General features: G+C 59.0%; 22 protein-coding genes. 8 read left to right on the top strand and 14 right to left on the bottom strand.

Features of this window, described 5'->3' with window-relative positions:
* Positions 1-12 precede the first annotated feature (12 nt).
* Positions 13-306: an Asp-tRNA(Asn)/Glu-tRNA(Gln) amidotransferase subunit GatC gene (gene gatC, locus CRD20_RS09470; protein WP_005509328.1), complete on the bottom strand. Its 294-nt coding sequence runs from the start codon at positions 304-306 to the stop codon at positions 13-15.
* A 227-nt stretch (positions 307-533) separates the two neighbouring features.
* On the opposite strand from gatC, the gene CRD20_RS09465 reads away from it, so the two are divergent.
* Both CRD20_RS09465 and CRD20_RS09460 read left to right on the top strand, forming a co-directional pair.
* Positions 534-1,199, top strand: coding sequence for a hypothetical protein (locus tag CRD20_RS09465; RefSeq protein ID WP_016422479.1), 666 nt, complete (start codon positions 534-536; stop codon positions 1,197-1,199).
* A gap of 144 nt (positions 1,200-1,343) precedes the next feature.
* Positions 1,344-3,710, top strand: a complete 2,367-nt coding sequence (locus tag CRD20_RS09460; protein WP_070595732.1) for a glycogen/starch/alpha-glucan phosphorylase — start codon at positions 1,344-1,346, stop codon at positions 3,708-3,710.
* Between the two features lie 38 nt (positions 3,711-3,748).
* Here the strand turns inward: CRD20_RS09460 and ligA are convergent, their stop codons facing one another.
* A complete protein-coding gene (ligA, locus tag CRD20_RS09455) occupies positions 3,749-5,869 on the bottom strand; it encodes an NAD-dependent DNA ligase LigA (protein WP_255468812.1) in 2,121 nt (706 codons plus the stop codon).
* 96 nt (positions 5,870-5,965) lie between these two features.
* On the opposite strand from ligA, the gene CRD20_RS09450 reads away from it, so the two are divergent.
* Positions 5,966-6,634 (top strand): 3'-5' exonuclease, encoded by a 669-nt coding sequence (locus tag CRD20_RS09450; protein ID WP_048735295.1) that lies wholly within the window; start codon positions 5,966-5,968, stop codon positions 6,632-6,634.
* Positions 6,635-6,773: 139 nt separating this feature from the next.
* Positions 6,774-7,934 (top strand): ATP-binding protein, encoded by a 1,161-nt coding sequence (locus CRD20_RS09445; protein WP_187405305.1) that lies wholly within the window; start codon positions 6,774-6,776, stop codon positions 7,932-7,934.
* 5 nt (positions 7,935-7,939) lie between these two features.
* On the opposite strand, the gene CRD20_RS09440 is transcribed toward CRD20_RS09445, so the two are convergent.
* The 8 genes from CRD20_RS09440 to CRD20_RS09405 form a co-directional block, all read right to left on the bottom strand.
* Positions 7,940-8,992 (bottom strand): methionine synthase, encoded by a 1,053-nt coding sequence (locus tag CRD20_RS09440; RefSeq protein ID WP_187405304.1) that lies wholly within the window; start codon positions 8,990-8,992, stop codon positions 7,940-7,942.
* A complete protein-coding gene (gene mnmA, locus CRD20_RS09435) occupies positions 8,989-10,128 on the bottom strand; it encodes a tRNA 2-thiouridine(34) synthase MnmA (RefSeq protein ID WP_187405303.1) in 1,140 nt (379 codons plus the stop codon). The genes CRD20_RS09440 and mnmA overlap by 4 nt, the downstream gene beginning before the upstream one ends.
* Before the next feature lie 63 nt (positions 10,129-10,191).
* Positions 10,192-11,343 carry a cysteine desulfurase family protein gene (locus CRD20_RS09430; protein ID WP_187405367.1) on the bottom strand — a complete coding sequence of 384 codons (1,152 nt, stop codon included), beginning with the start codon at positions 11,341-11,343 and terminating at the stop codon, positions 10,192-10,194.
* 252 nt (positions 11,344-11,595) lie between these two features.
* Positions 11,596-12,540 (bottom strand): electron transfer flavoprotein subunit alpha/FixB family protein, encoded by a 945-nt coding sequence (locus tag CRD20_RS09425; RefSeq protein WP_070549672.1) that lies wholly within the window; start codon positions 12,538-12,540, stop codon positions 11,596-11,598.
* A 54-nt stretch (positions 12,541-12,594) separates the two neighbouring features.
* Positions 12,595-13,380 (bottom strand): electron transfer flavoprotein subunit beta/FixA family protein, encoded by a 786-nt coding sequence (locus tag CRD20_RS09420; RefSeq protein ID WP_048735284.1) that lies wholly within the window; start codon positions 13,378-13,380, stop codon positions 12,595-12,597.
* A gap of 337 nt (positions 13,381-13,717) precedes the next feature.
* Positions 13,718-14,902, bottom strand: a complete 1,185-nt coding sequence (locus CRD20_RS09415) for an SAM-dependent methyltransferase (protein ID WP_187405302.1) — start codon at positions 14,900-14,902, stop codon at positions 13,718-13,720.
* 54 nt (positions 14,903-14,956) lie between these two features.
* A complete protein-coding gene (locus CRD20_RS09410; protein WP_187405301.1) occupies positions 14,957-15,796 on the bottom strand; it encodes an NUDIX hydrolase in 840 nt (279 codons plus the stop codon).
* A gap of 6 nt (positions 15,797-15,802) precedes the next feature.
* Complete coding sequence (locus CRD20_RS09405; protein WP_070858458.1) at positions 15,803-16,639, bottom strand: ABC transporter ATP-binding protein; 837 nt, start codon at positions 16,637-16,639, stop codon at positions 15,803-15,805.
* A 141-nt stretch (positions 16,640-16,780) separates the two neighbouring features.
* On the opposite strand from CRD20_RS09405, the gene CRD20_RS09400 reads away from it, so the two are divergent.
* Both CRD20_RS09400 and glgB read left to right on the top strand, forming a co-directional pair.
* Entirely contained in the window at positions 16,781-18,811 is a 2,031-nt protein-coding gene (locus CRD20_RS09400) for an alpha-1,4-glucan--maltose-1-phosphate maltosyltransferase (RefSeq protein WP_187405300.1), read from the top strand.
* 180 nt (positions 18,812-18,991) lie between these two features.
* Positions 18,992-21,187 carry a 1,4-alpha-glucan branching protein GlgB gene (gene glgB, locus CRD20_RS09395; protein ID WP_016422465.1) on the top strand — a complete coding sequence of 732 codons (2,196 nt, stop codon included), beginning with the start codon at positions 18,992-18,994 and terminating at the stop codon, positions 21,185-21,187.
* Positions 21,188-21,315: 128 nt separating this feature from the next.
* Here the strand turns inward: glgB and CRD20_RS09390 are convergent, their stop codons facing one another.
* On the bottom strand, positions 21,316-22,488 hold the full coding sequence (locus CRD20_RS09390; RefSeq protein ID WP_016422464.1) for a serine hydrolase: 1,173 nt from the start codon (positions 22,486-22,488) through the stop codon (positions 21,316-21,318).
* Between the two features lie 333 nt (positions 22,489-22,821).
* Between CRD20_RS09390 and CRD20_RS09385 the strand changes: the two genes are divergently transcribed.
* Positions 22,822-23,217, top strand: a complete 396-nt coding sequence (locus CRD20_RS09385; RefSeq protein WP_016422463.1) for a TIGR02611 family protein — start codon at positions 22,822-22,824, stop codon at positions 23,215-23,217.
* Between the two features lie 51 nt (positions 23,218-23,268).
* Here the strand turns inward: CRD20_RS09385 and CRD20_RS09380 are convergent, their stop codons facing one another.
* Together CRD20_RS09380 and CRD20_RS09375 are read right to left on the bottom strand one after the other, a co-directional pair.
* Complete coding sequence (locus CRD20_RS09380) at positions 23,269-24,318, bottom strand: co-chaperone YbbN (protein ID WP_070643851.1); 1,050 nt, start codon at positions 24,316-24,318, stop codon at positions 23,269-23,271.
* Between the two features lie 83 nt (positions 24,319-24,401).
* Positions 24,402-24,707: a thiamine-binding protein gene (locus CRD20_RS09375; RefSeq protein WP_016422461.1), complete on the bottom strand. Its 306-nt coding sequence runs from the start codon at positions 24,705-24,707 to the stop codon at positions 24,402-24,404.
* A gap of 31 nt (positions 24,708-24,738) precedes the next feature.
* On the opposite strand from CRD20_RS09375, the gene mce reads away from it, so the two are divergent.
* Positions 24,739-25,191 carry a methylmalonyl-CoA epimerase gene (mce, locus tag CRD20_RS09370; RefSeq protein WP_005509354.1) on the top strand — a complete coding sequence of 151 codons (453 nt, stop codon included), beginning with the start codon at positions 24,739-24,741 and terminating at the stop codon, positions 25,189-25,191.
* A 364-nt stretch (positions 25,192-25,555) separates the two neighbouring features.
* Here mce and nucS read toward each other — a convergent pair whose 3' ends face one another.
* Positions 25,556-26,248: an endonuclease NucS gene (gene nucS, locus CRD20_RS09365; protein WP_005509457.1), complete on the bottom strand. Its 693-nt coding sequence runs from the start codon at positions 26,246-26,248 to the stop codon at positions 25,556-25,558.
* Between the last annotated feature and the right edge of the window lie 11 nt (positions 26,249-26,259).

The following is a 26,259-nucleotide window of genomic DNA, read 5'->3' as shown; positions in this document are numbered from 1 at the left end:
TTCCACGTACTCCTACTCGCCGAGAATCTGGGGAACTTCGAAACGCTGGCGGTCCTGCGACGGCGCCTGGTCCAGCGCCTGCTCCGCAGTCAGCGTCGGCTTGACGACGTCCTCGCGCATCACACCGGACAGCGAAGAGGGGTGACTCATCGGTTCAACATCATCCGCAGCCACCTTTTGAACGGCCTGGACGTGGTTAATAATGCCGTCGATCTGACCGGCGAACTCGTCGAGTTCCGCGTCAGTCAGAGCCAGACGGGACAATCGCGCTAGGTGGGCGACCTCATCGCGTGAGATAGCTGGCACGCTAGTACCCCTTTCATTTCTTCGTACGAAGCTAGTGCACAGAAGTTTAGTTGAAACTGATTTTGAACCGCGCGAGCGGGCTGTACTTGCCAACAGTAGTCGTTGTCGCCAAGCAGTTGTCCGCAGGGTCTTACATTTCAAAGGTTTACCCTGTAGCCTAAATCACTACTTCTATAGTTACACCGCAAGCATCACTATCAATTATTCGAAAGGTTGTGCACACAGCCATGAGTTACCTCCTTCGCATCCAGCTTCCCGACGAACCAGGCGCACTTGGCTACGTCGCGGCTGCCCTGGGCGAAGTAGAAGGTGATATTCGCAGTGTCGATGTCGTAGATTACGGCGCTAATGGCGTTGTTGTTGACGACATCGTGGTTGACCTGCCCATGGGCCTGCTACCAGACACACTGATTACAGCGGCTCAGTCCATTAGCGGAGTGGAAGTCGATTCAATTAGGCCTTTCTCCGGCTCGGTTGACCGCCGCGGACAGATTGCACTGCTGGCCAAGTTCTCACAGCACACGAAGAACTTGGATCGTGCCCTCGGAGATATCGTCGACGGCCTGCCTCAGACTATGACTGCCGGCTGGGCTATCGTCCTCGGCGAACAGAGCGATGGCCGCTGGGTACGTCGCGCTTCCTCTACCGCTGCTCCAGAGGATAACGGCCGGACTCTGCCGGAAGCCCCAATTGACTCGCCGCGAAACCTGGATCCGGACGAGGAAACGTGGCTGCCGGAGGACTGGACAGTTATGGACTCCTCCATTGCCGCCACTCCGATGGGCAAGGGCCTCGTTCTCGTTATTGGCCGGCCCGGCGGGCCGGACTTCCTACCAAGTGAGGTTGAGCACTTGGGCCGGATTGGCACGATTGTCGGCGCAATCATCGACTAGCAGCGGCTAATGGGCTGCCCTCTTCTGAGGGCTGCCCCCTTCCGCTCGAAGCTCTTACCCTAAGGCTCCTCCCCTATGGAGCGCAGTGATTCACGCTTAGCGGTAAAGTCTGGAACTGATACCAGTCAATAAGGAGCTTCTTTGATGTCGAACTTGAGTGACCTCGTCGGATCCCACATTCGTGCCGAGTCCGGCCGTGTCCCCCAGTCGTCCACTGAGATGGAATTCTGGTCCGGTCTGTCACGGGTTGTTGTCGATGACCTAGCGGACAACTGGCAGCGCACCACGGAGGCATACGCTGCTACCCGCCAGCAGCACTACTTCTCCGCCGAGTTCCTCATGGGTCGCGCCCTGCTGAATAACCTGCTCAATGCGGGTCTGGTGGATGAGGCCTCTGCTGCCGTGGAAAAGTACGGCAAGAATCTGACAGACGTGCTCGAGGCCGAACACGACGCCGCTCTCGGTAACGGTGGCCTGGGTCGTCTGGCCGCCTGCTTCCTGGATTCCTGTGCCACGCAGAATCTGCCGGTGACCGGTTATGGCATCCTCTACCGCTACGGTCTGTTCAAGCAGACCTTCGAAGATGGCTTCCAGGATGAGCACCCGGACCCGTGGATGGAAGAGGGCTACCCCTTCGTCATTCGTCGCGAGGAACTGTCCAAGATTGTCACCTTTGATGACTTGGTCGTGCGCGCTGTTCCATATGACATGCCAATTACCGGCTACGGCACCGATAACGTCGGCACGCTGCGCCTGTGGCACTCGGAGCCGATGCGTGAGTTCGACTATGACGCCTTCAACTCGCAGCGCTTCACCGACGCCATTGTCGAGCGTGAACGCGTCCATGACCTGTGCCGCGTGCTCTACCCGAATGACTCGACCTATGACGGCAAGGTCCTGCGTGTCCGCCAGCAGTACTTCTTCGTCTCCGCTTCGCTGCAGACGATGATCGATTCTTACATCGAGAATCACGGCGAGGACCTGCGCGATTTCCACAAGTACAACTCCATTCAGCTGAATGACACCCACCCGGTGCTCGCTATCCCAGAGCTGATGCGTCTGCTCCTGGATGAGCACGATATGAGCTGGGACGACGCCTGGAACGTCGTGTCCAACACCTTCGCCTACACCAACCACACCGTTCTGGCAGAAGCGTTGGAGACCTGGGAATACTCCATTTTTGACCGTCTCTTCGGCCGCGTTCTGGAGATCACCCGCGAGATCGACCGCCGCTTCCGCGAAGACCTCGCGGAGCGCGGCTTCGACCAGGGCAAGATTGACTACATGGCGCCGATTTCTCACGGTCGCATCCACATGGCGTGGATCGCCTGCTACGCCGCGTACTCCATCAACGGTGTTGCTGCCCTGCACACGGAGATCATTAAGCGCGAAACGTTGAAGGACTGGCACGATATCTGGCCGGAGCGCTTCAACAACAAGACCAATGGCGTCACCCCGCGCCGCTGGCTCAACCAGTGCAACCCGCGCCTGTCGGCACTGCTGACTCGCCTGTCGGGTTCGGACGCCTGGGTCACTGACTTGGACAAGCTCGCTGAGCTCGAAAAGTTTGCTGACGACGAGGCCGTGTTGCGTGAGATTCTCGACATCAAGCACGAGAACAAGAAGGACTTCGCCACCTGGCTGGAGCACCGCCAGGGTATTTCGGTGAACCCGGACGCCATCTTCGATACCCAGATTAAGCGTCTGCACGAGTACAAGCGCCAGCTTCTCAACGCGCTCTACATCCTCGATCTCTACTACCGCATCAAGGAAGACCCAGCGCTGGACGTGCCACCGCGCGTGTTCATCTTCGGTGCCAAGGCCGCCCCAGGCTACGTTCGCGCGAAGGCCATCATTAAGTTCATCAACGCTATCGCGGACAAGGTCAATAACGATCCGGACATGGACGGTCGCCTGCAGGTCGCTTTCGTTGAGAATTACAACGTCACCCCGGCAGAGCACATCATCCCGGCCACCGACGTCTCCGAGCAGATTTCCACTGCCGGTAAGGAGGCTTCGGGTACCTCGAACATGAAGTTCATGATGAACGGCGCACTGACGCTGGGCACCATGGACGGCGCAAACGTCGAAATCGTCGACGCCGCCGGCGAAGAGAACGCCTACATCTTCGGTGCGCTGGAAGAGGAGCTGCCGGAGCTGCGTCGCACCTACAGCCCGCGTGGCACTTACGAAACGGTGCCGGGTCTCAAGCGCGCGGTCGATTCGCTTGTCGACGGCACTTTTGCTGACGGTGGCAGCGGAATGTTCCACGACCTGCACTTCTCGCTGCTGGAGTCCAACGGGTACGAGCCAGCCGATGTCTACTACGTCCTCGGCGACTTCGCTGACTACCGCGAGACCCGCGACCGCATGGCCGAGGACTACCGCGACGAGCTGGCGTGGGCCAAGAAGTGCTTCCTGAACATCATCCGTTCGGGCCGCTTCTCCTCCGACCGCACTATCCGCGATTACGCCAATGAGGTCTGGAAGCTGGAAGAGACCAAGATTTAGGCCCGGCTGGGTCAAATCCTGGTCAGGCCAAGCCCCAGCTAGGCCTGACCAGTTTCCAGCAACCGCTTGAACCCATCCTCGTCGAGGATGGGCAAGCCCAGTTCCTCGGCCTTTGTGGCCTTGGAACCGGCGTTTTCGCCAACCACCACGTAGTCGGTCTTCTTCGACACCGACCCTGCGGCCTTACCGCCACGGGAGATAATGGCTTCCTTCGCGCTGTCGCGAGTGAAGTCCTCCAAAGAGCCGGTGACTACCACGGTCAATCCCTCTAGCACCTGATCTGGACGATCGGCGACCTCATCGGCCATACGCACACCGGCAGCTTCCCAGCGCTCGACAACCTCGCGGTGCCAGTCCACCTCGAACCAGTCAGCCACGGAATCGCCGATGATCTCGCCAATGCCATCGATGGCCGAAATCTCCTCGCGGCTCGCAGCGCGCAGCGCCTCCATCGAGCCGAACTTCTGTGCCAAGGTCCGCGCCACTGTTGGACCCACATGACGAATGGACAGGCTGACCAATACGCGCCACAGCTCTTTATCCTTAGCTGCCTCGATGTTGGCCAACAGTTTCTTACCATTGGCGTTCAGGGTTTTCCGCGAAGCCGTAGTGTAGACCTCAGTGCCGAGCAAATCTTCCTCGGTGAGGTCGAAGAGGCGGGACTCGTCGGCAAGCACGCCGCGATGAATCAAATCGGCAGCGCCCCTCTCCCCCAGGTTTTCGATATCGAACCCGGAGCGGGAGGCGAGGAATTCAATTCGACGCCGCAGCTGACCTGGGCAGTAGCGGGTATTGGGGCAACGCCAATCGGCATCGCTGTCCTTTGCCGGAGCCAAACGAGTACCGCACTCGGGGCAGAGAGTCGGGTAAATGTACTTTCGCTCGCTACCATCTCGGAGATCGGCCACGGGGCCGAGTACCTCTGGAATCACGTCACCGGCCTTGCGGATGGTCACACGGTCCCCGATGAGCACACCCTTTCGGTGCACCTCGGAAGGGTTGTGTAGCGTCGCCATCTCGACAGTTGACCCGGCCACGACGACCGGCTTCATCACGGCATATGGCGTCGCACGACCAGTTCGGCCGATGGAGACTCGAATGTCCAGCAGGTCCGTGGTGACCTCTTCTGGCGGATACTTGTAGGCAATCGCCCAGCGCGGCGCCCGCGAGGTCGCGCCCAACGCGCGCTGCTCGGAAAGGGAGTCAACCTTGACCACAAGCCCGTCCATCTCGTGGATGGCGTCGTGGCGGTGCTCGCCCCAGTACTGCATCTGCTTAACGACGTCATCCGCGGAATGAACCTGCTTTGTATACGGCGACACGTGGAAACCCCACTCGTCCAAGGCACGATATGCCTCGTGCTGGGACTGTGGACGCCAGCCCTCGATATGACCAATTCCATGGCAAATCATGGACAACCGGCGCTTGGCCACTTCTGCAACATCCTTCTGTCGCAGGGAACCGGCGGCGGCGTTACGGGGGTTGGCAAACGGCTTCTGACCCGCTTCGACGCGATCGGCGTTGATGCGTTCGAACTCTTCCAACGAGATAAAGACTTCACCACGCACCTCGAGCACGTCGGGGATGTTCTCGCCGCTGATTTCATGCGGAATATCTTCGATAGTGCGCGCATTGGCGGTGACGTTCTCCCCCACGCGGCCGTCTCCGCGGGTGGCCGCCCGGACAAGGCGGCCATTCTCATAGACCAGATCGATAGACAGGCCATCGATTTTCAGCTCGGTCAGATACGTGCTGGCCGGGGTGCGGGCCAGCCAGCCGCGCAACTCCTGCTCATCGAAAACATTGTCCAAGCTGTAAAGGCGTTCGAGGTGCTCAACAGGCTCGAACACTTCCCCGTCGGCAGGCGTGTCGACCTGCGCACCGACCTGCTGCGTGGGGCTGTCCGGCACCACCAGATCGGGCCACTGCTCCTCTAACCGCTGCAGTTGACGGAACATCTCGTCATACTCAGCATCGGAGATAACCGGCTGCGCGGTGTAGTACAGCGCAGCGTTTTCACGAATGCGAGTTGCTAGATCTTGCCACTTCTCCCGGACGTCCGCCGGCGCTGGCTCGGAGGCGGGGGCGCTGGAAAACGAAGACAAATCGGAGGTTGACAGGTCGGAGTTCTCATCGGTCGAGGAAGTCACGTCGTTCATTCTATGTCATTGCCCGGATGCGCCGGAGGACACGGAAATTCTCTTGACCTTGTTCCTGCCCCTCAGCGAATCCGCACTCTCCGCTACAGTTGAGACATGCATAATTTCGATCCGCGACGCATGCTCGCGTTTGATCTGGAGACTACCGGCACGGATCCTCGCACCTGCAAGATTGTCACTTCCGCACTGGTCCGACTGACTGAGCAGGGCAAAGATTCCACCATCATGCTCGCTAATCCCGGTGTCGAAATTCCGCAAGCTGCGTCTGATGTGCATGGCATCACCACTGAAAAAGCTCGCGCGGAGGGACGCCCGCACGATGAAGTGCTAGCGGATACCATTGCCGGCCTTCGAGCTGCCTGGCGCGATGGTCTGACCGTAGTGGCCTATAACGCGGCTTATGATCTGACGGTACTGCGCTCGCAGGATCCCAGTTTTACTGTTGACGGCCTCGTCGTCGACCCCTTTGTGCTGGATAATTACTTCGACCCAGAACGCCGTGAAAAACGCACTTTGACTGATGTCTCCCGCCATTATCAGGTGCGCCTGGACGGGGCACATGATGCCACCGAAGATGCTCTGGCGGCTGCGCGCATCGCATGGGTGATGGCGCGCCACTACCGGGAGCTAACCGAAAAATCAGGGGAAGAGCTGATGGAGCTGCAGGCCGTCGCGTACTACCAGTACAAGAAGAACCTGCAGCAGTACCTAACCGAAAAGGGTAAGGATACGTCGGACTTCACCTTCGGGTGGCCGATGGACTGAGCAGCGGCCTCCTCACCCTCCCCGGCTCTCCCAATATCCAGAGTTTTGTGATTATCCAACGGAAACCGAATATCCAAAATTCGGCGGGATATCCAAGTTATCCAAGTCGATGTGGATTATCCATTGCTATGATTGATGCGTGACCACTCGCAGCGACAAGGCCATCTCCACCCCACGCAATCCTTTCCACCCCACATTCGGCCGATCCCCGGCCATCATCGGTGGGCGCGATGTCGAGCTGGACTCGTTTGAGCTGGCTCTGGCGGAAGGCCCCGGTAATCCCTGGCGAACCGCGCTAATTTCCGGTACCCGCGGAATCGGCAAGACGGTACTTCTCAACGAGTTTGAAGCCGCAGCAAAGCAACTGGGATGGATTGTGCTGCGTGCTCACATCGGCTCTGAAATGATTTCTGAGCTCACCGATGTCACCATTCCGCGCGCTTTCAGTGCCATTGACAGTGCACCGACGGGCAAGGGCCGTCACCTCACCGGCCTGTCCATCGCCGGCATTGGCGGGTTTAAGACGGAAGTCAGCACTTCTCAGCCCGAGCCCGGCAGGAATCTGCTCAGCCAACTTCAGGATCTCTCGGCTCTCCTCATGCCACAGGGATCCGGCATCTTGCTCACTCTCGACGAGGTTCAAAGTGCAGACCCCGCACAGCTCAACGAAATTGCCCATGCAATCCAGGACCTAAATCGCGACGATGCGGAGATTGCCTTTGTCGCAGCCGGGCTGCCCAGCGGTATCGAAGACTTGCTCCAGCTAGAGGGCGCAACATTCTTACGCCGTGCCGAACGCGTGACTCTGGGTCGATTGGACGTGGATACCACCAAGGACATCATTCGCAGAACTGCAGAACTCGGCGAACGCGCGATGACCGAGGATGCCGTCGAGCTGGCCGCTGAACTCAGCCACGGCTACCCGTATCTCATACAGACCATTGGCTCAGTCGCTTGGGCTAAGGCCAGGTTGGCCCACTCGGACACCATTACCGCTCAGCATGCCTCGGATGCCACAGCGGAATCCATCCGCCGCATCGGGCTGCAAGTTCATGCGCCCAGCCTGCGGAAAGTGCCACCTCGCCAGATTGATTTTCTCAAAGCGATGGCGCGCCTCTCCCCCAATGGAAAGCCCGTGGCCACGAGCGTCATCGCAGAGACCATGGGACGCAAACTCTCTGGCATCTCACAGCTTCGCCATGACCTGATTTACCGCGAGTTGATTGTGTCAGCGTCGACGGGATACGTGGAATTCACACTTCCCTACTTCGCCGACTACCTCAATACGCTGGTGGAATAAGGTCGCTACTCGTCGCGAGCCAAGTCACCGGCTGCCCGACGAAGAAGCTCCGTGGCATTGCGGCCTGCGCCGAGTTGCGCCTGTGCTTCTTCATTGGAGCTGGCAGCAAAGCCGCCTATCGGCGCCAGATTCAGGCTCTCAGCAATCTGTAGGCGCGAATAGCCCAGCTCATCCCAGAACAGCGCTGCTTGCTCTGCGAGTGCTCGAGCCGGTGTCGCCACCGGGACGCCCGTGTGCTCTTCTCGCTCCGTGACCGTCACTGGCACAATACCCAGCTCCAGGGACATATCGGCACCGACCACGGCAGCCGCAAAATCCAGTTGCTGCGTGGTGGTCAGTTCTTTGCGAGGTAGCCACACTCCGGCCGCACCGGAATCCGCCAATGCCTGAACAGCCAGGCCATCGGGGCTCGACAGCGCGATGGTCACTTCGATGTCGTCGTCACGCAGCGGCCCCGTGACCTCGAGGAAGATCTCCGCGATCTCGCGGTGCCCCTGGGCGGGGAGATAACCCGCGTTGCCCATCAGCATGGACGGGGCCTTGATTTTTCCCTGTACGACTGCGCCGAGTGCGGGTTCTGCCAGAAGTACCTCGATGTCGCTGTCGAAACGCCGACGGACATCGGCGATGTGGGAAGCCAATCCCGCGGCCAGCGACTGCGCGAAGTACTTCACGGCGCCGCGGTCAACGGCGATGAGATGGCCTGCGGCATTTTCCACCGAAGTCGCCATCGTCCATGGGCCGAGAGCGGTCAGGCGAATTTTCTGCGGGGTGCGTCCCCACGCTTCCTCGCACGCGTCGATGTCTCGGTGGAGATAATCAGTGGCCAAGGCACTCGCGCGACCACGACGGTCGGCGACTTTCCAGGAGCGCGCTCCCCTGTCCACGACGAGGTCAGCCATGAGGGCGGCCGTGCGACCGACGGCATCGGCGCCGAGCCCACGGGCGGGCAACGTCGGTAGCGTGACGTGGCCTTCCAGGCATTCGCCAATGATAATCTCTGCCGCCTCGTGTGGATTGCGGCCCGGCATCGGGCCAAGGCCGACAAAGGAGGTCACGACAAGTCCTCTTCACGGGCGGTCGAGACAATCGTGCCGGAGCCCAGCACGTAGTCGCCCGCGGTGTCAGTGTGGTACAAAACAGCGGCCTGACCAGGAGCGACACCACGAAGCGGACCGCTCAGGTGCAGCCGGAAGGCGCCACCGCGTCCGGTGACGTCATCGTCAGGTCCTGCCAGCACTTCAACGCGGCAGTCGATGGGGCGACCGTGCGCACGCACCTGCACCTGCAGCTTGCCGGCCTCCGAGGCAGCGAGTACCTCATCCGGGTTGGCCAGCCAGATGGCACGGTCGGCCTCGAGCACGTTGACATTCAAGTCCGCAGCCGTGCCGATTGTCACCGTGCCGGTCTCTGCATCAATGCCGGTGACATAGCGCGGCTTGCCATCCGGCATCGGCCCCGCCAGGCCAATCCCCTTGCGCTGACCAATGGTGAAACCGTAGACACCGTCGTGCTCAGCGACGGTGTCGCCAGTTTCCTTATCCACAATGGTGCCCGGGCGACGGCCAATCTTCGCGCCCAGGAACGCCTTGGTATTGCCATCCGGGATGAAGCAGATGTCGTAAGAGTCCGGCTTGTTGGCGGTGCCTAGTCCCATCCCGCGGGCTTCTTCACGAATCTCTGGCTTCTCGGTGTTTCCTACCGGGAACATCGAGCGCTGCAGCTGCTCGCGATCCAGCACGCCCAGGACATAGGACTGGTCCTTCTTCGCATCGCGGCCGCGGCGCAACAGGCCGTCGTCGCCAAGCAAAGCGTAGTGCCCCGTGACCACAGCGTCGAAGCCGAGCGCGATGCCGCGCTCTAGTAGAGCGGCGAACTTGATGCGTTCATTGCAGCGCAGGCATGGGTTCGGCGTCTCGCCGCGCTCGTAGGAGTCGTAGAAGTCATCCATGACCTCTTCCTTGAAGCGCTCGGAGAAATCCCAGACGTAGAAAGGAATGCCCAGCTCATCGCAGACGCGGCGGGCATCGCCGGAGTCCTCTAGCGAACAGCAGCCGCGGGATCCGGCGCGAACGGACTGCGGATCTTTCGACAGCGCCAAGTGCACGCCGACGACCTCGTGACCTGCGGCCAATGCACGCGCCGCAGCCACGGAAGAATCCACACCACCGCTCATTGCTGCAAGAACTCGCATTGCGTTGCAACCTTTCCCCTCTAGATTTTGTGCACGTGTCACCGTACCACCACGGGGCAAAAACTAAGCCATGCCCGCACGCCGCGCCCGCTCGACCGTTTCCGGCAGCGCCGAAATGACGGCGTCGACATCCGCCTGCGTCGAGGTGTACCCCAGCGTAAAACGAATCGACGACCGCGCTTCCGGCTCCGAAACGCCCATCGCCATCAGCACGTGCGAGGGACGGTTAACGCCCGCGCTACATGCCGATCCCGTAGAGCAGTCAATTCCCGCCGCATCGAACAGCATGATCAAACTATCGGCCTCCGCGCCCGGGAAGCTGGCGTAGACGTGCCCCGGCAAAGCGAGCTCGCTGGTGTGGATAATCGCACCGTCGATGTGCACGATTGCCCTGATGAGCTGCTGCGTCAGACCGCGGATTCGCTCATTGTCCGCCCCCATCGCGTCCACCGCCGCGCGCAGTCCCGCCGCCATGCCCGCCGCCGATGCCACGTCCTGCGTGCCCGAACGCAGTCCGCGTTCCTGCCCGCCGCCGTTGTTATGCGGGGTAAGTTTCGCTTCACGACGAACAAGCAGCGCCCCAATCCCACGGGGACCGCCGAACTTGTGCGCGGAGATGGCCATTGTAGAGGCGCCACTTGCGTGGAAATCAATTGGCAGATGTCCGGCTGCCTGCACAGCATCGATATGGAAAGGCACGCGAGCCTCCTTCGCCCGCTTGCCAATCTCCTCCACCGGCTGGATGGTGCCGGTCTCATTGTTCGCCCACATGCACGTCACCAGCGCGGTGTTCTGCCGACTAATCTCCGGGAACTGCACCATGTCAACGCGACCATCAGCACCTACAGGAGCCTCAACAATCTTGGCCCAGTGTTCCTTTTCCAGATGGTGACATGTCTTCAACACTGCATCGTGCTCGATTGGTGGAACCACAATGTCCGAGCCAGAGGCCTTGAAGTACAGGCCTGAAATCGCTAGATTGTCGGCCTCAGTTCCACCGGAAGTAAAAACTACCTCGATAGGATCGGCACCGAGCAGCTCTGCAATTTCTTCTCGGGACTCTTCCAGAACCTTTTTCGCAATGCGTGCGGTGGCGTACTGCCCCGAGGGGTTGGCCAGACCTAGGTTCTCGACCATTGCCGTGCGCGCTTCTGGGCGCAATGGTGTAGTCGCGGCATGATCCACAAAGTGACGGGTCTTCGCAGCAGACTTCATTTCACTCTTCTCGTCCGGAGCGGCAACGATGTGGTCATTAAGCATGCAGGCAGTATAACGCTGCGTGCGCCTTATGCTCACTATCCGCCATAGTTAAACCTCACTGTCTGCACGAACAGATGAGTAGGACCAAAAAATGCTCGGGGCGGGAACAGACAGGAAATCTGTGCCCACCCCGAGCGGGTAGTTGCTAGCCGAGTTGACTCTCGGCCAGCAGCCTTACGCAACTAGCAGCCTTAAGGCGAGTGCGTATTACTTCAGGTTCTCGATAGCCTGCGGGACAACGTCGAACAGGTCACCGACGACACCGAAGTCAGCAATCTCGAACAGCGGAGCCTCTTCGTCCTTGTTGACCACAACGATGGTCTTGGAGGTCTGCATACCTGCCTTGTGCTGGATAGCACCGGAAATACCCAGAGCAACGTAGAGGTCCGGGGAAACGGTCTTACCGGTCTGGCCAACCTGGAACTGACCCGGGTAGTAGCCAGCGTCAACAGCAGCACGGGAAGCACCAACAGCTGCGCCGAGAACGTCTGCCAGCGGCTCAACAACGTTCTTGAAGCCATCCTCGGATGCGACACCGCGGCCACCGGAAACAACCAGCTTAGCCTCGGTCAGCTCCGGACGGTCGCCGCCCTCAGCCGGCGCGAAGGAAACGATCTCGACAGCGTTGTTGCCGATCTCTGGGAATGCAATCTCGGTAACGTCAGCGGAACCGGACTTCTCCTCCGGGTCAACGGAGCCCGGACGCAGAGCGTAGACCGGGGATGCGCCGTAGCCGACACCGTCAACGATGTACTCGCCACCGAAGATGGAGTACTTAACGGAAGCGTCATCGTTGATAGCAACAACGTCGGACAGCAGACCGGAACCGGTCAGCGCAGCGACGCGGCCAGCGATTTCCTTGCCGGTTGCGGAAGCGGAAACCAGCACCGGAACCTCACGCTCGGAGGCCAGGCCGACGAGAACGTCAACCTCAGGGGTGATCAGGTACTTGTCGGCATCGTCGGACTCAGCAGCGAGAATCTCGCCAGCGCCGTAGGAGGCCAGGGTGTCTGCGAAGCTAGCAGCGGTACCCGGGGTACCCACGACAACTGCGGCCGGGGTGCCGAATGCGGAAGCAGCGGTCAGCAGTTCAGCGGTGGTGTTCTTCAGCTCGCCATTTGCGTGCTCGACGAGAACGAGGACGTCGGTCATAGTGATCTTTCTCCTACTTGTATCTCTATTTGTCTTCTATTCGCGTCAAGCGCCTTAGATGAACTTCTGGGCCTTGAGGTACTCGGCCAGCTTGGCGCCGCCGTCTCCCTCATCGTTAATGCGCTCACCAGCGGTCTTAGCCGGCTTCGGAGTGGAGCCAGTGACACCGGTAGCAGCGTTTTCGAGACCAACCTGCTCTGCCTCAGCAGCAACATCGTCCAGAGTCAGCTCGGTGACCGGCTTCTTCTTAGCGGCCATGATGCCCTTGAAGGATGCGAAGCGCGGGCTATTAGCCTTCTCAGTGACGGAGACGACTGCCGGCAGGGATGCCTTGAGCTGGTAGATGCCGTCTTCGACCTCACGTTCACCGGTGATGGAGTCACCTTCGATAGCGACAGAGCGCAGGTGAGTCAGAACCGGCAGGTCGCGGTAGACACCGAGGATAGCCGGGACGGAGCCGGTGCCACCGTCAGTGGAGGCATTGCCGGTGACGATGAGGTCAACATCCTCGAGAGTGTCGATGACGTTGGACAGAGCCCATGCGGTCTGAACAGCGTCGGAACCTTCAAGTGCGTCGTCCGAAAGAATGACGGCGTCGTCTGCACCCATGGACAGAGCCTTGCGCAGTGCCTCGATGGCACGATCCGGGCCAACAGTTGCGACGGTAACGTTTCCGCCGTGCTCTTCCTTCAGCTGCAGGGCAGCCTCAACAGCGTTCTCATTAATTTCGTCGAGAACTGCGTCTGCAGACTCACGATCGAGGACAAACTTGTCATCGGTGAGCTTACGCTCGGACCAGGTGTCCGGAACCTGCTTGACCAGAACCACGATGTTCGGCATTTTTCTGTCGTCCTTACTGGTTGATTACTGGTGAACGTTTATCTGACCTTACTTCGCAAGCCACCTCACAATAAAGTGAACCAGGCCACGCTCTAGGTCGTCTGTGTTGAAGATAACAGAACCTGTCGCCAATGCGAAGGTGATCCAGATAACAATGTCGTTATTTTTTTAAATTTTTTCCTACACCACGAGCACAGCCCGCCCGCCAACATGCCATTTCCGCATGTCAGACGTTAATAGTACGCAATCAACTGCAGCTGTCTCCGCAGTATTCGCCAACAGCAAACACCGATCCCCAACGGGCTACCCCCACCAGTTTTCCGTCGTAAAGCGGTCCTTAACCGATCTCCCGGGGCTGACAGATAAACGCCGTCGCGCTCCTTCCGATGCGCGTGACCACCACCGCCAATGCCCTGGAGCCCTTAAGTTTCCACTGCTTGCGCAACGCGTCGGGGTTGACGTCTACGCCGCGCACGAGAATTTCGACCGATCCGCAATCCAACGCTGCCAGTGCCTTGCGAACCTGCTTCAATCCCACTTGCTCAATAACTTCGAACCCGGCAATCCCCTGCGGCAAAACATCGCCACTGACGTGCGCAATCCGCTCATCGAGCTGCCACAGCCCATGCGCCGCCGCAAAATGCCGCACCAGCCCGGCGCGCACAATCGCCCCATCCGGATCAATGATGTACCGACCGGCAGCGCGCACATCGACGTCGTCAGGCATGGTGTCGTCGTAGGTCTGCACGTCCACCGCCGACAACTCTAACGGCCTGTGCTTATCGACGGTCCGGATAACCATCGCCGATCGCGTTACGGATTGCCCATCGGTAACTCCGGCCAACCCCGGCGTATATAGACATGCCTCCTTGACCGCACCGTCCACCGAAGTGACAGCCACTTCCCCGCTCCACTCGCTGAAGTCGAGGCCCGGCGCACATTTGATAGCTAGTTCTTTGTCGGGCCAGGCAGCTATGAGCGCCGGCAGCGACGGGAGCAAGTCCTCCGGGTTGGTGATCCTGCGACCACCGGAGCGACGTGCAGGGTCAGCGACAATGACGGGTGCGTCAAAGGCCGGTTGCAAAGCATCGGCCTGCGCGAAAATGTTCTTGCCGACGTTATGCCGCGCCATGGCCAGCCGCGCAAGGTCGAGATCAGACCCGACAACGGTCAGGCCCTCGTGGTCAATTGCTGCCACCTCAGTACCAATGGAGCAGGTCACATCGGCCACTGCTTCGACACCGAGATGCGCAAGCCTACGAGCGCGAGCCAGCGCGACGACAAAGGGCGTGGCCTGTTGCGCTGCTTCGGAAGAGAAGATCCAGTCCCCTGGCAGTTTGCTGACCGCAGAACGCCGAGCTGCCGCGACTTCAATGACCGCTCGACCAAACTCGCCACAGTGTTGGCGTAGATGCGCGGAGTCTGCAATCAGAGACTTTTTAGTGAGCGCGAGCTGGTCGGCCTCATCTAGCCACTCCGGATGAGCAGCAACAGCGGCCACCTCTGCAGCGGACAGGGACACTCGTTATCTCCTTCCAACTAGGGATCAGCCGGTTAACGGGGGTTGAGTAGTCGGCTAACGGTTCATACCTTTGCGCAAATGCCCCATGTGGGTGGCAACGGCAAAGTACTCATCCATAAAAGGTTCCCCGAGGAAGTCACTACTGGTGCGTCGCACCGGAGTGTTTCTGGCCGCCTCGAGAGCCTCGGCCACAGTACTGACGCCGTCCAAGCGAGTTAGTTGCGCCCAGGTCGGAGGCATGAGGCCGAGTAGCCCACGGCGCCATCCATCCAAAATCGTAGTCGGGCGGAACCAACCTGAAGATGACGCCTCAGAGGTGTCACCGTCGGCCCTTTGACCGTCAGGAAGCGCGGCGAGGAAGAAATAGGTGTCGTAGCGAATGGGGTTGGCTTCGGGTGTCACCCAGTTAGCCCAAGGACTGACGAGTTCGGCATCGAGCGCCAGATTTTCATCGCTAAGAAAATCCGTCAATGACAAATCGTGGGCTTCCAACTGTCGTCGCTGACGGTGGAAGCGGTGGCCATCTGCGACAATCTCACCGCCAGCATCGCGAACCAACAGAGTGCCTGTTTCCTCAAAGGTCTCACGCACGGCCGCGCAGGTGAGCGCGTGTGCCCGCGCGCGGTCGACGTTAAAAGCCTGCGCAATCCGCGACTCGGGGTCGGCTTCCGACGGCTCGGTCACGGCCATGTCCTCATTCGCGACAGCGGGGAAATCGCGCCGGTCTACTCCACCGCCGGGGAACACGGTCATGTTGGCCGCAAAGCGCATTGAGGATACGCGTTCTTGAACGTAGACCTCGAGCCCGCAGTGGGTGTCACGGAGCAGCAACACGGTCGCTGCCAGTTTCGGCGACGCGGGCGTATTCGGGGTTTCAGGTGTCGGAACCGCCATTAGCGTCTACTTCTTCCGGTGCTTTCCAGCAGGCCGTGCCCGGCGCGCAAAGTAGCGATCATCGATGCGATCGACGACGATTTCCTGGTGGAAAGCCTTGGTCAGGTTCTCACTGGTCAGGACGTCGTCAATAAGCCCCTGTGCGATGACATTGCCTTCGTCGAGGAGCATCGCATGGGTGAAGCCGTACGGAATTTCTTCCGGGTGGTGCGTAATCATCACCATCGCCGGCGCATCCGGGTCGAGTGCGAGTTCGCCTAAGTAACCGACCAGGTCCTCGCGACCGCCGAGGTCGAGCCCGGCTCCCGGCTCGTCGAGAAGCAGCAATTCGGGGTTGACCATCATGGCTCGTGCGATGAGCACGCGCTTGCGCTCTCCCTCGCTGAGAGTGCCCCAGGTGCGGTCTGCAAGATGCTCAGCTCCCATGCGCTCGAGAATCTCGGAGAGCTGTTCGAAATCCATCTCTTCATAAGTCTCACGCCAGCGCCCCAGGACGGAGTAACTAGCGGAAATAACAAGGTCCGCGACCTTTTCGTCATTGGGAATACGGTGAGCAATCGACGATGACGTCAAACCAATCATGGTGCGCAAATCACGCATGTCGGTGCGCCCGATCTGCTCGCCCATCACATGGGCCACCCCTGAAGACGGGAACTCCTCCGCTGCAGCAATGCGCATCAAAGAAGTTTTGCCTGCACCGTTCGGCCCCATGATGACCCAGCGCTCGTCAAGTTCTACTCGCCAATCCACCGGTCCGACCAGCGTACGGCCACCACGGATGAGGTTTACGTCGCGAAAGTCGATTAACAGATCTTCGTTAAAGTCTTCTTCCAAATCAGCCACACATCCATGGTGCCCTAACTTTGCCCAAATGTGCGCTTGGACATTCTCATCTATCCTCGGTAGAGAGCAAATCGAGTTCACTCGAGATGGTTTTTGCTTCGATTTTCACCTAGCTCGCCGACAATTAGGAGAACGTCTTTTATGACTGGTCGAATCGGTATTGATGACATCCGTCCTCAAATCAACGGTGGTGCAACACCATCGAAGGCCGTAGTGGGTGAAGTCGTCCCAACCTTCGCCGTCATTTGGCGAGAAGGCCACGACGCGATGAACGCCACGCTCAACGTCAAGGGGCCAAAGGAATCAGCTTTTGCTTCCCGCTCACAGCGCATTCCAATGCACTTTTCTGACCATGATCCAAATCAGGTCAACGCCACCTTCGTCCCAGACGTTCCCGGGCTGTGGACCATTCGCATTGATGCCTGGTCCGACCCGATGGCAACGTGGCGCAACGCTATCACCAAGAAGTTCGAGGCCGGTCAGAGCGAAGCTGAACTCGCTAATGATCTAGAAATTGGCGCCGCTCTCTTCGACCGCGCCGCCGCTGGTGCCGCTGCTATCCACCGCAACCATCTACGCTCCATCGCCGCAGGTCTGCGCGGCGACGGCGATCTTCGCGCCCGCATTGCAGCCGCGCTTTCCGACGAGACCCGCGCCATTTTGCAGGCGCACCCGGTGCGCGACCTTTTAACCCGCGGAAAGACCCGCAAGATCAAGGTTGACCGCCGCGAAGCCCTGTACTCCTCTTGGTATGAGTTCTTCCCCCGTTCTAACGGTGGCTACGGCGAAAATGGCGAGCTGCTGCACGGCACATTCAAGACTGCGGTTGCACAGCTTGATCGCGCACAGCGCATGGGCTTCGACACGGTGTATCTGCCGCCGATTCATCCAATCGGTGAAATCAACCGCAAGGGTCGCAACAACACCCTTACCCCGGAACCGAGCGATGTCGGATCTCCGTGGGCTATCGGCTCCGCAGAAGGTGGCCACGACGCCATCCACCCGAGCCTCGGTGACGAAAAGGACTTCAAGGAGTTCATCAAGGCTGCTAAGGAGCGCGACCTAGAGGTCGCTATCGACCTAGCGCTCCAGTGTGCACCGGACCACCCGTGGGCTAAGGCTCACCCGGAGTGGTTCACCGTCCTGCCGGACGGCACCATTGCCTACGCCGAGAATCCGCCGAAGAAGTACCAGGACATCTACCCGCTGAACTTCGACAACGATGCCAAGGGCCTGTACGCAGAGGTTCTGCGTGTAGTGAAGTTCTGGGTCAAGCGTGGAGTCAAGGTCTTCCGCGTGGATAACCCCCACACCAAGCCGGGCAACTTCTGGGAATGGCTGATTGAAACCGTCCACGAAACCAACCCGGAGGTCATCTTCCTCGCCGAGGCCTTCACCGCCCCGGCCCGCCTCTACGGCCTGGCCAAGGCTGGCTTCACTCAGTCCTACATCTACTTCCCGTGGAAGACTACGAAGGAAGAGCTGACCGAATTCGGCGAGGAGATTACCCGCCATGCGGACATCGCTCGCCCATCCCTATGGGTCAATACCCCCGATATTCTGCATGACTTCCTGGTCAAGGGCGGCCGTGGCGCCTTCGCCATCCGCGCCGCGCTGGCTTCAACCTTGTCTCCGCTGTGGGGCATGTACTCCGGCTTCGAGCTGTTTGAAAACGTTCCGGTCAAGGAGGGCTCCGAGGAGTACCTCGACAGCGAGAAGTACCAGCTCCGCAGCCGCGATTACGACCAGGCACTGGCCACCGGCAACTCGCTGGAGCCGTTCATTGCCACGCTGAACAAGATTCGCCGCGAGCACCCGGCTCTGCAGCAGCTGCGCCACCTGCACTTCCACGACATCGACAATGACAACCTGCTGGCTTACTCGAAGCTCGATCCGGTCACCGGCGATGCCATCCTCGTTGTTCTCAACCTCGATCCGTGGAATGCCCAGGAAGCTACCGTGCACCTCGACATGGATCGCATCGGGCTCCGCAACCACGACCGCATGGATGTCACTGACCTGATTACCGGCAACCAGTTCAACTGGGGCAAGGACAACTACGTCCGCCTGGCACCGTGGGAAAACGTTGCGCACATCATCAAGCTGCCGGAAATCGACGTCAAGCTCCGCCACAAGTTGGCTTGGCGCGACGTCCCCGACTACGAGGGCTAGAACGCTTGCTGGGAACTTTCGGGGTTAGTGGGCCGCTGACCTGACCACTGTCGCAACGATTCGTCGTTAGGCTGGCGGGTGAGTTAGCAGCCCACTGTCCCCTACCTCCCTCTATTTCTTTAGAACTGAACTCAACAACTTCACATTCACCTACCTAGAAACGCTTCGGAAGGACCTTCCATGGGAGCCCACACAGATCCCCGCCTCGCAATTGATTCCGGCGATATGGATCGCCTGCGCTACTGCACCCATCACGATCCGCACAGCATCTACGGCGCACACGTCGTGGACGGTGACACGGTTATTCGCACGAGGGTCTTCGGCGCTCAGGCAGTTACTGTCGTCAGCACGCGCGGCGAGTTTGAAGCGGAGAACCTGGGCGACGGTTTCTTCACCGCCCTCGTCCCAGGCGGCGATGACTTCGACTACCGCCTGCGCATTACGTGGGACTCCGGCGAAACCGTAGAGCGTGCCGACGGCTACCGTTTCCTCCCCACTATTGGCGCTGGTGATCTGCACCTAATCGGCGAAGGACGTCATGAGGAACTGTGGAAGGTTCTCGGTGCTCACCTTCGCAGTTACGACACAGAGCTGGGTACGGTCGAAGGCACCTCGTTTACGGTCTGGGCTCCGAACGCACGCGGCGTCGCCGTGGTCGGTGACTTCTGTATGTGGAACGGCGCGCAGTACCCAATGCGCTCTATGGGTGGCGCAGGTATCTGGGAGCTGTTCATCCCGGGTGTGGGTGAGGGCGAAGTCTACAAGTTCGCGATCACGACACCGGAGGGACAGCGCCGCGATAAGGCCGACCCTATGGCGCGTGCTGCTGAGCTCCCACCGGCTACCGGGTCGATTGTTGCGACCTCTGACTACGCCTGGGGTGACCAAGCGTGGATGGAAAAGCGCGCCAACACTGACTGGACCGAAGAGCCCATCTCTATCTACGAGGTCCACTTGGGTTCCTGGAAGCAGGGCCTGAGCTACGAAGTTATGGCGGAGAAGCTGGTGCGCTACGTGGTCGACATGGGCTACACCCACGTGGAGTTCATGCCGGTATGTGAGCACCCGTTCACCGGTTCCTGGGGTTATCAGGTTTCCGGCTACTACGCTCCGACCAGCCGCTTCGGCACCCCAGATCAGTTCCGCGGTCTAGTTGATGCCTTCCACGCCGCTGGCATCGGTGTCATCATGGACTGGGTTCCGGGGCACTTCCCGAAGGACGAGTTCGCACTTGCCCGCTTCGATGGCACGGCTTGCTACGAGCACCCGGACTGGCGCCGCGGCGAGCAGCGCGACTGGGGCACCTACGTTTTCGACTTCGGCCGCAACGAGGTACGCAACTTCCTCTACGCCAACGCACTGTACTGGGCGGAAGAGTTCCACATCGACGGTCTGCGCGTCGACGCAGTGGCTTCCATGCTGTACCTGGACTACTCCCGCAATGAAGGCGAGTGGCTGCCGAACCAGTACGGTGGCCGTGAAAACCTCGATGCTGTTCAGTTCCTGCAGGAATTCAACGCCACGGTACACAAGCACAACCCGGGCTTCCTCACCGTGGCCGAAGAATCCACTTCTTGGCCGGGTGTGACCGCACCTACCGAGCACGGTGGCTTGGGCTTCTCTATGAAGTGGAACATGGGCTGGATGAATGACACGCTGGAGTACTTCAGCAAGGAGCCGATTTACCGCTCCTACCACCACCATGAGCTCACTTTCGCTATGGTCTACGCCTACTCGGAAGAGTTCATTCTGCCGATTAGCCACGACGAGGTCGTGCACGGCAAGGGCTCGCTGTGGGAGCGCATGCCGGGCGGCGATTGGGATAAGGCCGCAGGCCTACGTACTTTCCTGACCTTCATGTGGGCACACCCGGGCAAGCAGCTTCTATTCCAGGGTCAGGATCTTGGCCAGAACCACGAGTGGAACCACGATGAGTCCGTGGCTTGGGACAACCTCGAAGGTTGGAGCGGCGAATTCCACCGCGGCATTCAGCTGCTGGTTAAGGACATCAACGCCATCTACAAGGAAAACCCGGCGTTCTACACCCAGGATGACCGCCCAGAGGGCTTCCAGTGGATTAACGCGGATGATTCCACAAACAATGTTGTGTCCTTTGTCCGTTACGGCACCGATGGATCGGTCGTCGCCTGTGTCTATAACCTGTCGGGAACCACGCAGGAAATCTACAAGATTGGCGTACCGCGCGGTGGTCAATGGACGGAGATCCTGAACACAAACGCATCGCGTTACGAGGGCTCCGGCTACGGTGAAAACGGTACTGTGACCGCGGTTGAGCACGGTTGGAACGGCCAGGCTCACTCGATTGATTTGGTGCTGCCGGCCAACACCGCCGTTTGGCTGAAGTGGCAGGGCTAGTCCCGAATCAAGCCAAACAAAAGACAATCTCATAGGAATTGCCCGTGCTGCACGGTTTTCAGTGATCTGAGTTTCGGCCTGAAAACCTGACTCACGGGCAATTTTGTTTTAGGGAGCGTATCCAGGTTTTATCCTCGGAACGGATTGAACCAGTCAGGTTCCAAAGATTCGTTGTAATTCGCAGAATCTGAATCATCGGTGTACGCGGATCCATCCATGCTGTCGGTTCCGATGCGATCCGGAATGCCGTCGCCATCCTCATCTGCACTCCACGTCGCAGCCTGCTTAGCACTCAGTGGCTTGCCATCCTCACCAAGGCGATTGTAATCCGGCAGCAGCGGGGCTATTTGGGAACCCAGCTGGCCGAGCAGTCCGTCGGTAAGCTCATTGAGCGGCACCTCATCAAAGCGCGTCGTAATGGCGTAAGCGATGGGTCCGGCTGCGGTGTACAAAATACCGTGGTCATTAACGCCCTCGGCAGTGTCACCGGTCTTCTGGACCGCGGAGCCGACGTACATCACAAACTTCTGCGAACCACCGTAAGTGAGGTAGGTCAATGCAGTTTGTGCCGTGTCCTTGGTAATGAAGTTGTGCTTTGAGGTGCCATCGGCCACTTCCTGGAGACGTGCCATGAACAGCGCAGCTTGAGAGGGAGTAAACCAGGACCGATCACCGCTGGGATTGGGGATGTTGAACTTGTTGCCCAGGTGGTAGCGCTTGTCATCAACACCGGCTTCCTTGATGGTTTTGTTGACCTCGTCGAAACCACCGACAGCGTCAATCAACCCATTCGCCGCGGTGTTGTCCGAATACCGCATCACGTACTGCAACAGCCCGTCGAGCGTGTATTGGCCAGGGCCAATCACGCTTCCGCCAACACCATTGTCCCAATCGACCGTCACCGTCTTGTCTAGGTCATCGCCGAATTTCTTCAGCGCAGTAACCACTAACGGAGCCTTGATGGTCGATGCGGAGTACTCCTTCGTATCCTCGCCTACCGACGCCGTGAGCCCTTTGTATGGACCGTCAATGACACGCAAATAGACACCTAAATCAATGCCATAGTTGTCGGAGAAACTCTTAGCCGCAGTATCGAGGACGTCCTGTGCATCAGACCAGGTGACTTCCTCGGAAGCATCCCAACCGTTATCTGGAGCATTAGGTTTTGTGGTAGCAGTGGTGGCCTTGGACCCGGTGGTGCTTGGGACATCGATGGTGCACCCCGCCAACAGAGTCGAGGCCGAAAGCGCAACAATGACCGAGGCGGAAGTAGCGCGAAGGGCTTTGGGGCGAAGTCGCATGCAAAACTCCTGGCTGCAGAAAACTGAAGACCAAAGGCACCTAGCGCAGTATGAACTGTCTGAGGTGAACAGGTGGATGAGATGCAGTGGTAACTGCTGTAAACCACTGAGAACTGTTGGAAGATTACCACCTTCCGAAAAATCTCGTTGCACTGGGGCGCAGCTTTTGTGCAACAATGGATTAAATATAGACATGATTAAAAGAATCAATGTCCAACGGTGCACCCAGGCAGTTGAGCTGCACATTTGATGCTTAATGCTTCAACGATGCCTCGTCCGAGACCGCTGCTAGAAATAGCGCACGGCACCGAAAATCGGAGGAAGTGAATCGCAATGAAGGAAAAGGTACATCGCTTGATGGACCGCATGCAGATTCGCCATGCCCATATGCGCAACACCTGGTATGGGCCGGTACTCTCCCCGGTTCTTCTCGTCGCAGGCTTCGTATTGCTCATTGTTGGCATTATCATTTTGCCAACTCCTGCTCCCGGATGGCTCTGCATCTTTGTTGCACTGGGAATTCTCTCGTTGGTGCATCCGCCGACACGTCGCCTGAACATCTGGTTGGCAGCAAAATTGGACGCCTTTTACGCCTGGTATGCGGAGCGTCATGTGGCAATGAAAGCAACACTTTTCCTGTTGCTAATGGCGTTTATGGCCGCTGTAATGGGCAGCGTCTACTACTTCATGGCTCCGGATGACTGGCCATACACCGACGCTTCAAGCTAGGAGCCTGAGCGCTTTCCAGGCTCCTAGTACAGTGCCCCTAGTCCAGTACTCCTAGTACAGTGCGCTAGCCATCCTCCGGCGTGCATCCAATGCCACTGGATCTGCGGTATCGAATAGCACAAGCAGCTCTAGTAGACGCGACTTGATGGCCTCACGGTCATCGCCAAACACCTGCGGGAGCAACTTCAACAAACGATCGAGCGCCTTCGCTGGATCGTCGACAAGCATCGTGACATCCGCGGCATCGAGGGCGAGCGCGACGTCCTTCGGCGCAGCGTCGGCCTTTGCAATTGGATCTGCGCTGCGATCGATTTTGGCAGCGCGGGCGAAGAAGGACACATTCGCGTGAGCGCGCTTCAGCCCCTGATTTGCGGGCTCGGACTGCAGCATAGCGTCATACAGCTCCAACGCTCCGTCGAAATCGCCCTCCTCGAGCAACTCTTCAGCCTGCTCCAAACGCGGGTCATCGGTGGGTACGGGATTGCCGAAGAAGTCAGTCGGCTCCGGAGCCTCCGGCCCGCTGCCCTCCCCAGCCATACGAGTTCCCGCCGGCAACCCCTTGAGACGACCCCGAGTGGCCTCCATAACCTGCGCCAGCCACTGCTCCAGCCAATCCCTGGTTTTCTCGCCGACAAACATGCCAATGGGACTGCCCATAGCCACAGCCGTGACTGTCGGCACTGCCTGCACACCGAATGCCTGGGCCAGCTGCGGATGCTCCTCAGCATCTGCCCACGCCAGGATCCAGTTCAAATTAGCCTCACGGGCCAAGCCTTCTAGCTCAGCCCGAAGACGCAACGAATCAGCTGCTCCAGCCATGCCGATCAAGACAATAACCGGTACCTGCTCCGAGCGCAGAACGACTTCTGCCTCAAGAGTCTGCGGGGCAATCTCAACTACAGGAGGAAGCCCATTTCCCTGATCACTGGTTGCCCGCTCGATCTCCTCTCGGCGCTTACGTTCGGCTTCGGCGCGCTGGTGGAGCTGCTCCAAATCAACCGTGCCGGGCGGTGGTGGCGGAGTCGAGCACTCGCGGTGACCGTGTGCTCCATGCGAGTGACCATGAGAATGGCCATGTGCGTGACCATGTCCAGCTGGCATCGTAAAAGGGTTCCTCTCCAGTGTCGTCGTAAAGCCTATGTGAAGACCTATGTAGAGCCTACGTGTCCAATCCGAACAAGAGACTAGTCGGTGGCTTTTAGCACATCCTCGACCGCATCCACTTTCGCACGCAGCTGCCCGGTATATCCGTTACGAATGTCCGCCTTGATGACCAGAGAAGTTCGTGGACTGACACGGCTGACTGCTTCCGTGGCTCGCTTAATGACATCCATCACCTCATCCCATTCGCCTTCAACAAGGGTGAACATGGCATTGGTCTCGTTGGGCAGGCCAGATTCGCGCACAACACGCACGGCTTCAGCAACGGCCTCAGCCATTCCCTGCTCAGGATCGGAGAAAGTGGGGGCAACAGAAAATGCGACAATCATGGCGCCGATAATAGCGAGTACCCTGGAAACTATGAGTGAGACACAGATTCCCGTTCCCCATAAGTACGTAGTCGCTGTTGATCACGTCGGCGTCGCAGTCCCGGATTTTGATGCCGCTATCGAGTGGTACCGCGCAAACCTTGGTTTCATCAACTACCACGATGAAGTCAATGAAGAGCAGGGCGTCCACGAGGCCATGGTCGGCCCGGCCGACAAGGTTGAAGGTGGCACTCTGGTTCAGATTCTTGCGCCACTGAATGACCAGTCCACGATTGCAAAGTACCTGGACAAGAAGGGGCCAGGAATCCAGCAGTACGCAGTTCGCGTCACTGATCTGGAGGCGCTGATGGCGCACCTGAAGGAGCAGGGCACCCGGGTGCTGTACCCGGAGCCGAAGATCGGTACCGCAGGTTCGCGCATCAACTTCATCCACCCGAAGGATGCCGGTGGCGTCCTGCTGGAGCTCGTTGAGCCGGCTAAGTAAATCTATCCCCAGCGGCGCGTGATAGTGCGGTGAGCTCTATTGCGCCAGCAGTTAGTGTGCCAATGGCGCCGGTCATCGGCGCCTGCACCATAATCCTGCGGCCAAGCTACGATGTGCGAGGTCCCGGGCATGATTTCCTGGTCGCACCCTGGACAGCGATAAACCTTGTTCGACTGTCCAGCGCTGATGTTACGCACCGCAAAGTCCACGTCCTGCCAACCGGCAGGCCCAGATTCAGTGCGGGTGTTTTGGAAAGAACTGCCAAATGCGGGCAGGCTGCCGCGATTCTGGCCGTGGTTATTACGCCCGCCGCGTTGATTACCTCGTTGATTACCGCGCCGCTTGTGGTTTCGCCTAGGCATGGCTAGAACAACCGCAATTCATTGGACTCCAGGCCACGCAGGGCGTCGTAATCCACGGTCACACAGCGAATCCCACGATCCTCTGCCAGAGTCTTGGCCTGTGGCTTAATCTCCTGGGCAGCAAAAATCCCTTCCACCGGTGCCAGCAGCTCATCGCGGTTCAGCATCTCCAAGTACCGGGTTAGCTGCTCAACACCGTCGATACCGCCCCGACGCTTAACCTCGACTGCAACGGTGGCGCCGTTTTCATCGCGGCCAAGCAGATCCACCGGTCCGATCGGGGTTGGGTATTCGCGCCTAATCAGGGTGTAGCCCTCGCCGAACGTTGTGAACTGATCTGCAAGCAGTTCCTGTAGATGCGCTTCTACCCCGTCTTTCTCAAGGCCAGGGTCCTCTCCCAGTTCGTACGTGCTATCAGCCAGCACCTTGCCGATAGTGATACGAAGTTGCTCGCCCTTCTTATTCTCAACGACCCAGAGCTTTTCACCAGTGTCTTCCCCCGACTCGTCGAGAATATCCTTCTCCGTCAGCGTGCACGGCGGTGTCATCCAGTTCAGAGGCTTATATGCACGGTCGTCGGCATGCACAGAAACTGACCCATCTGCTTTCACCAACAGCAAGCGCGGGGCATGAGGCAGATGGGCATTCAAGCGACCGACATAGTCAACAGTGCATTCAGCAATCACAAGGCGCATTCCCCTACCCT

The sequence above is a fragment of the Corynebacterium sp. LK33 genome, assembly GCF_014334955.1.
Taxonomy (GTDB): Bacteria; Actinomycetota; Actinomycetes; order Mycobacteriales; family Mycobacteriaceae; genus Corynebacterium; species Corynebacterium jeikeium_D.
This window is presented reverse-complemented; position numbering and strand designations above follow the sequence as displayed.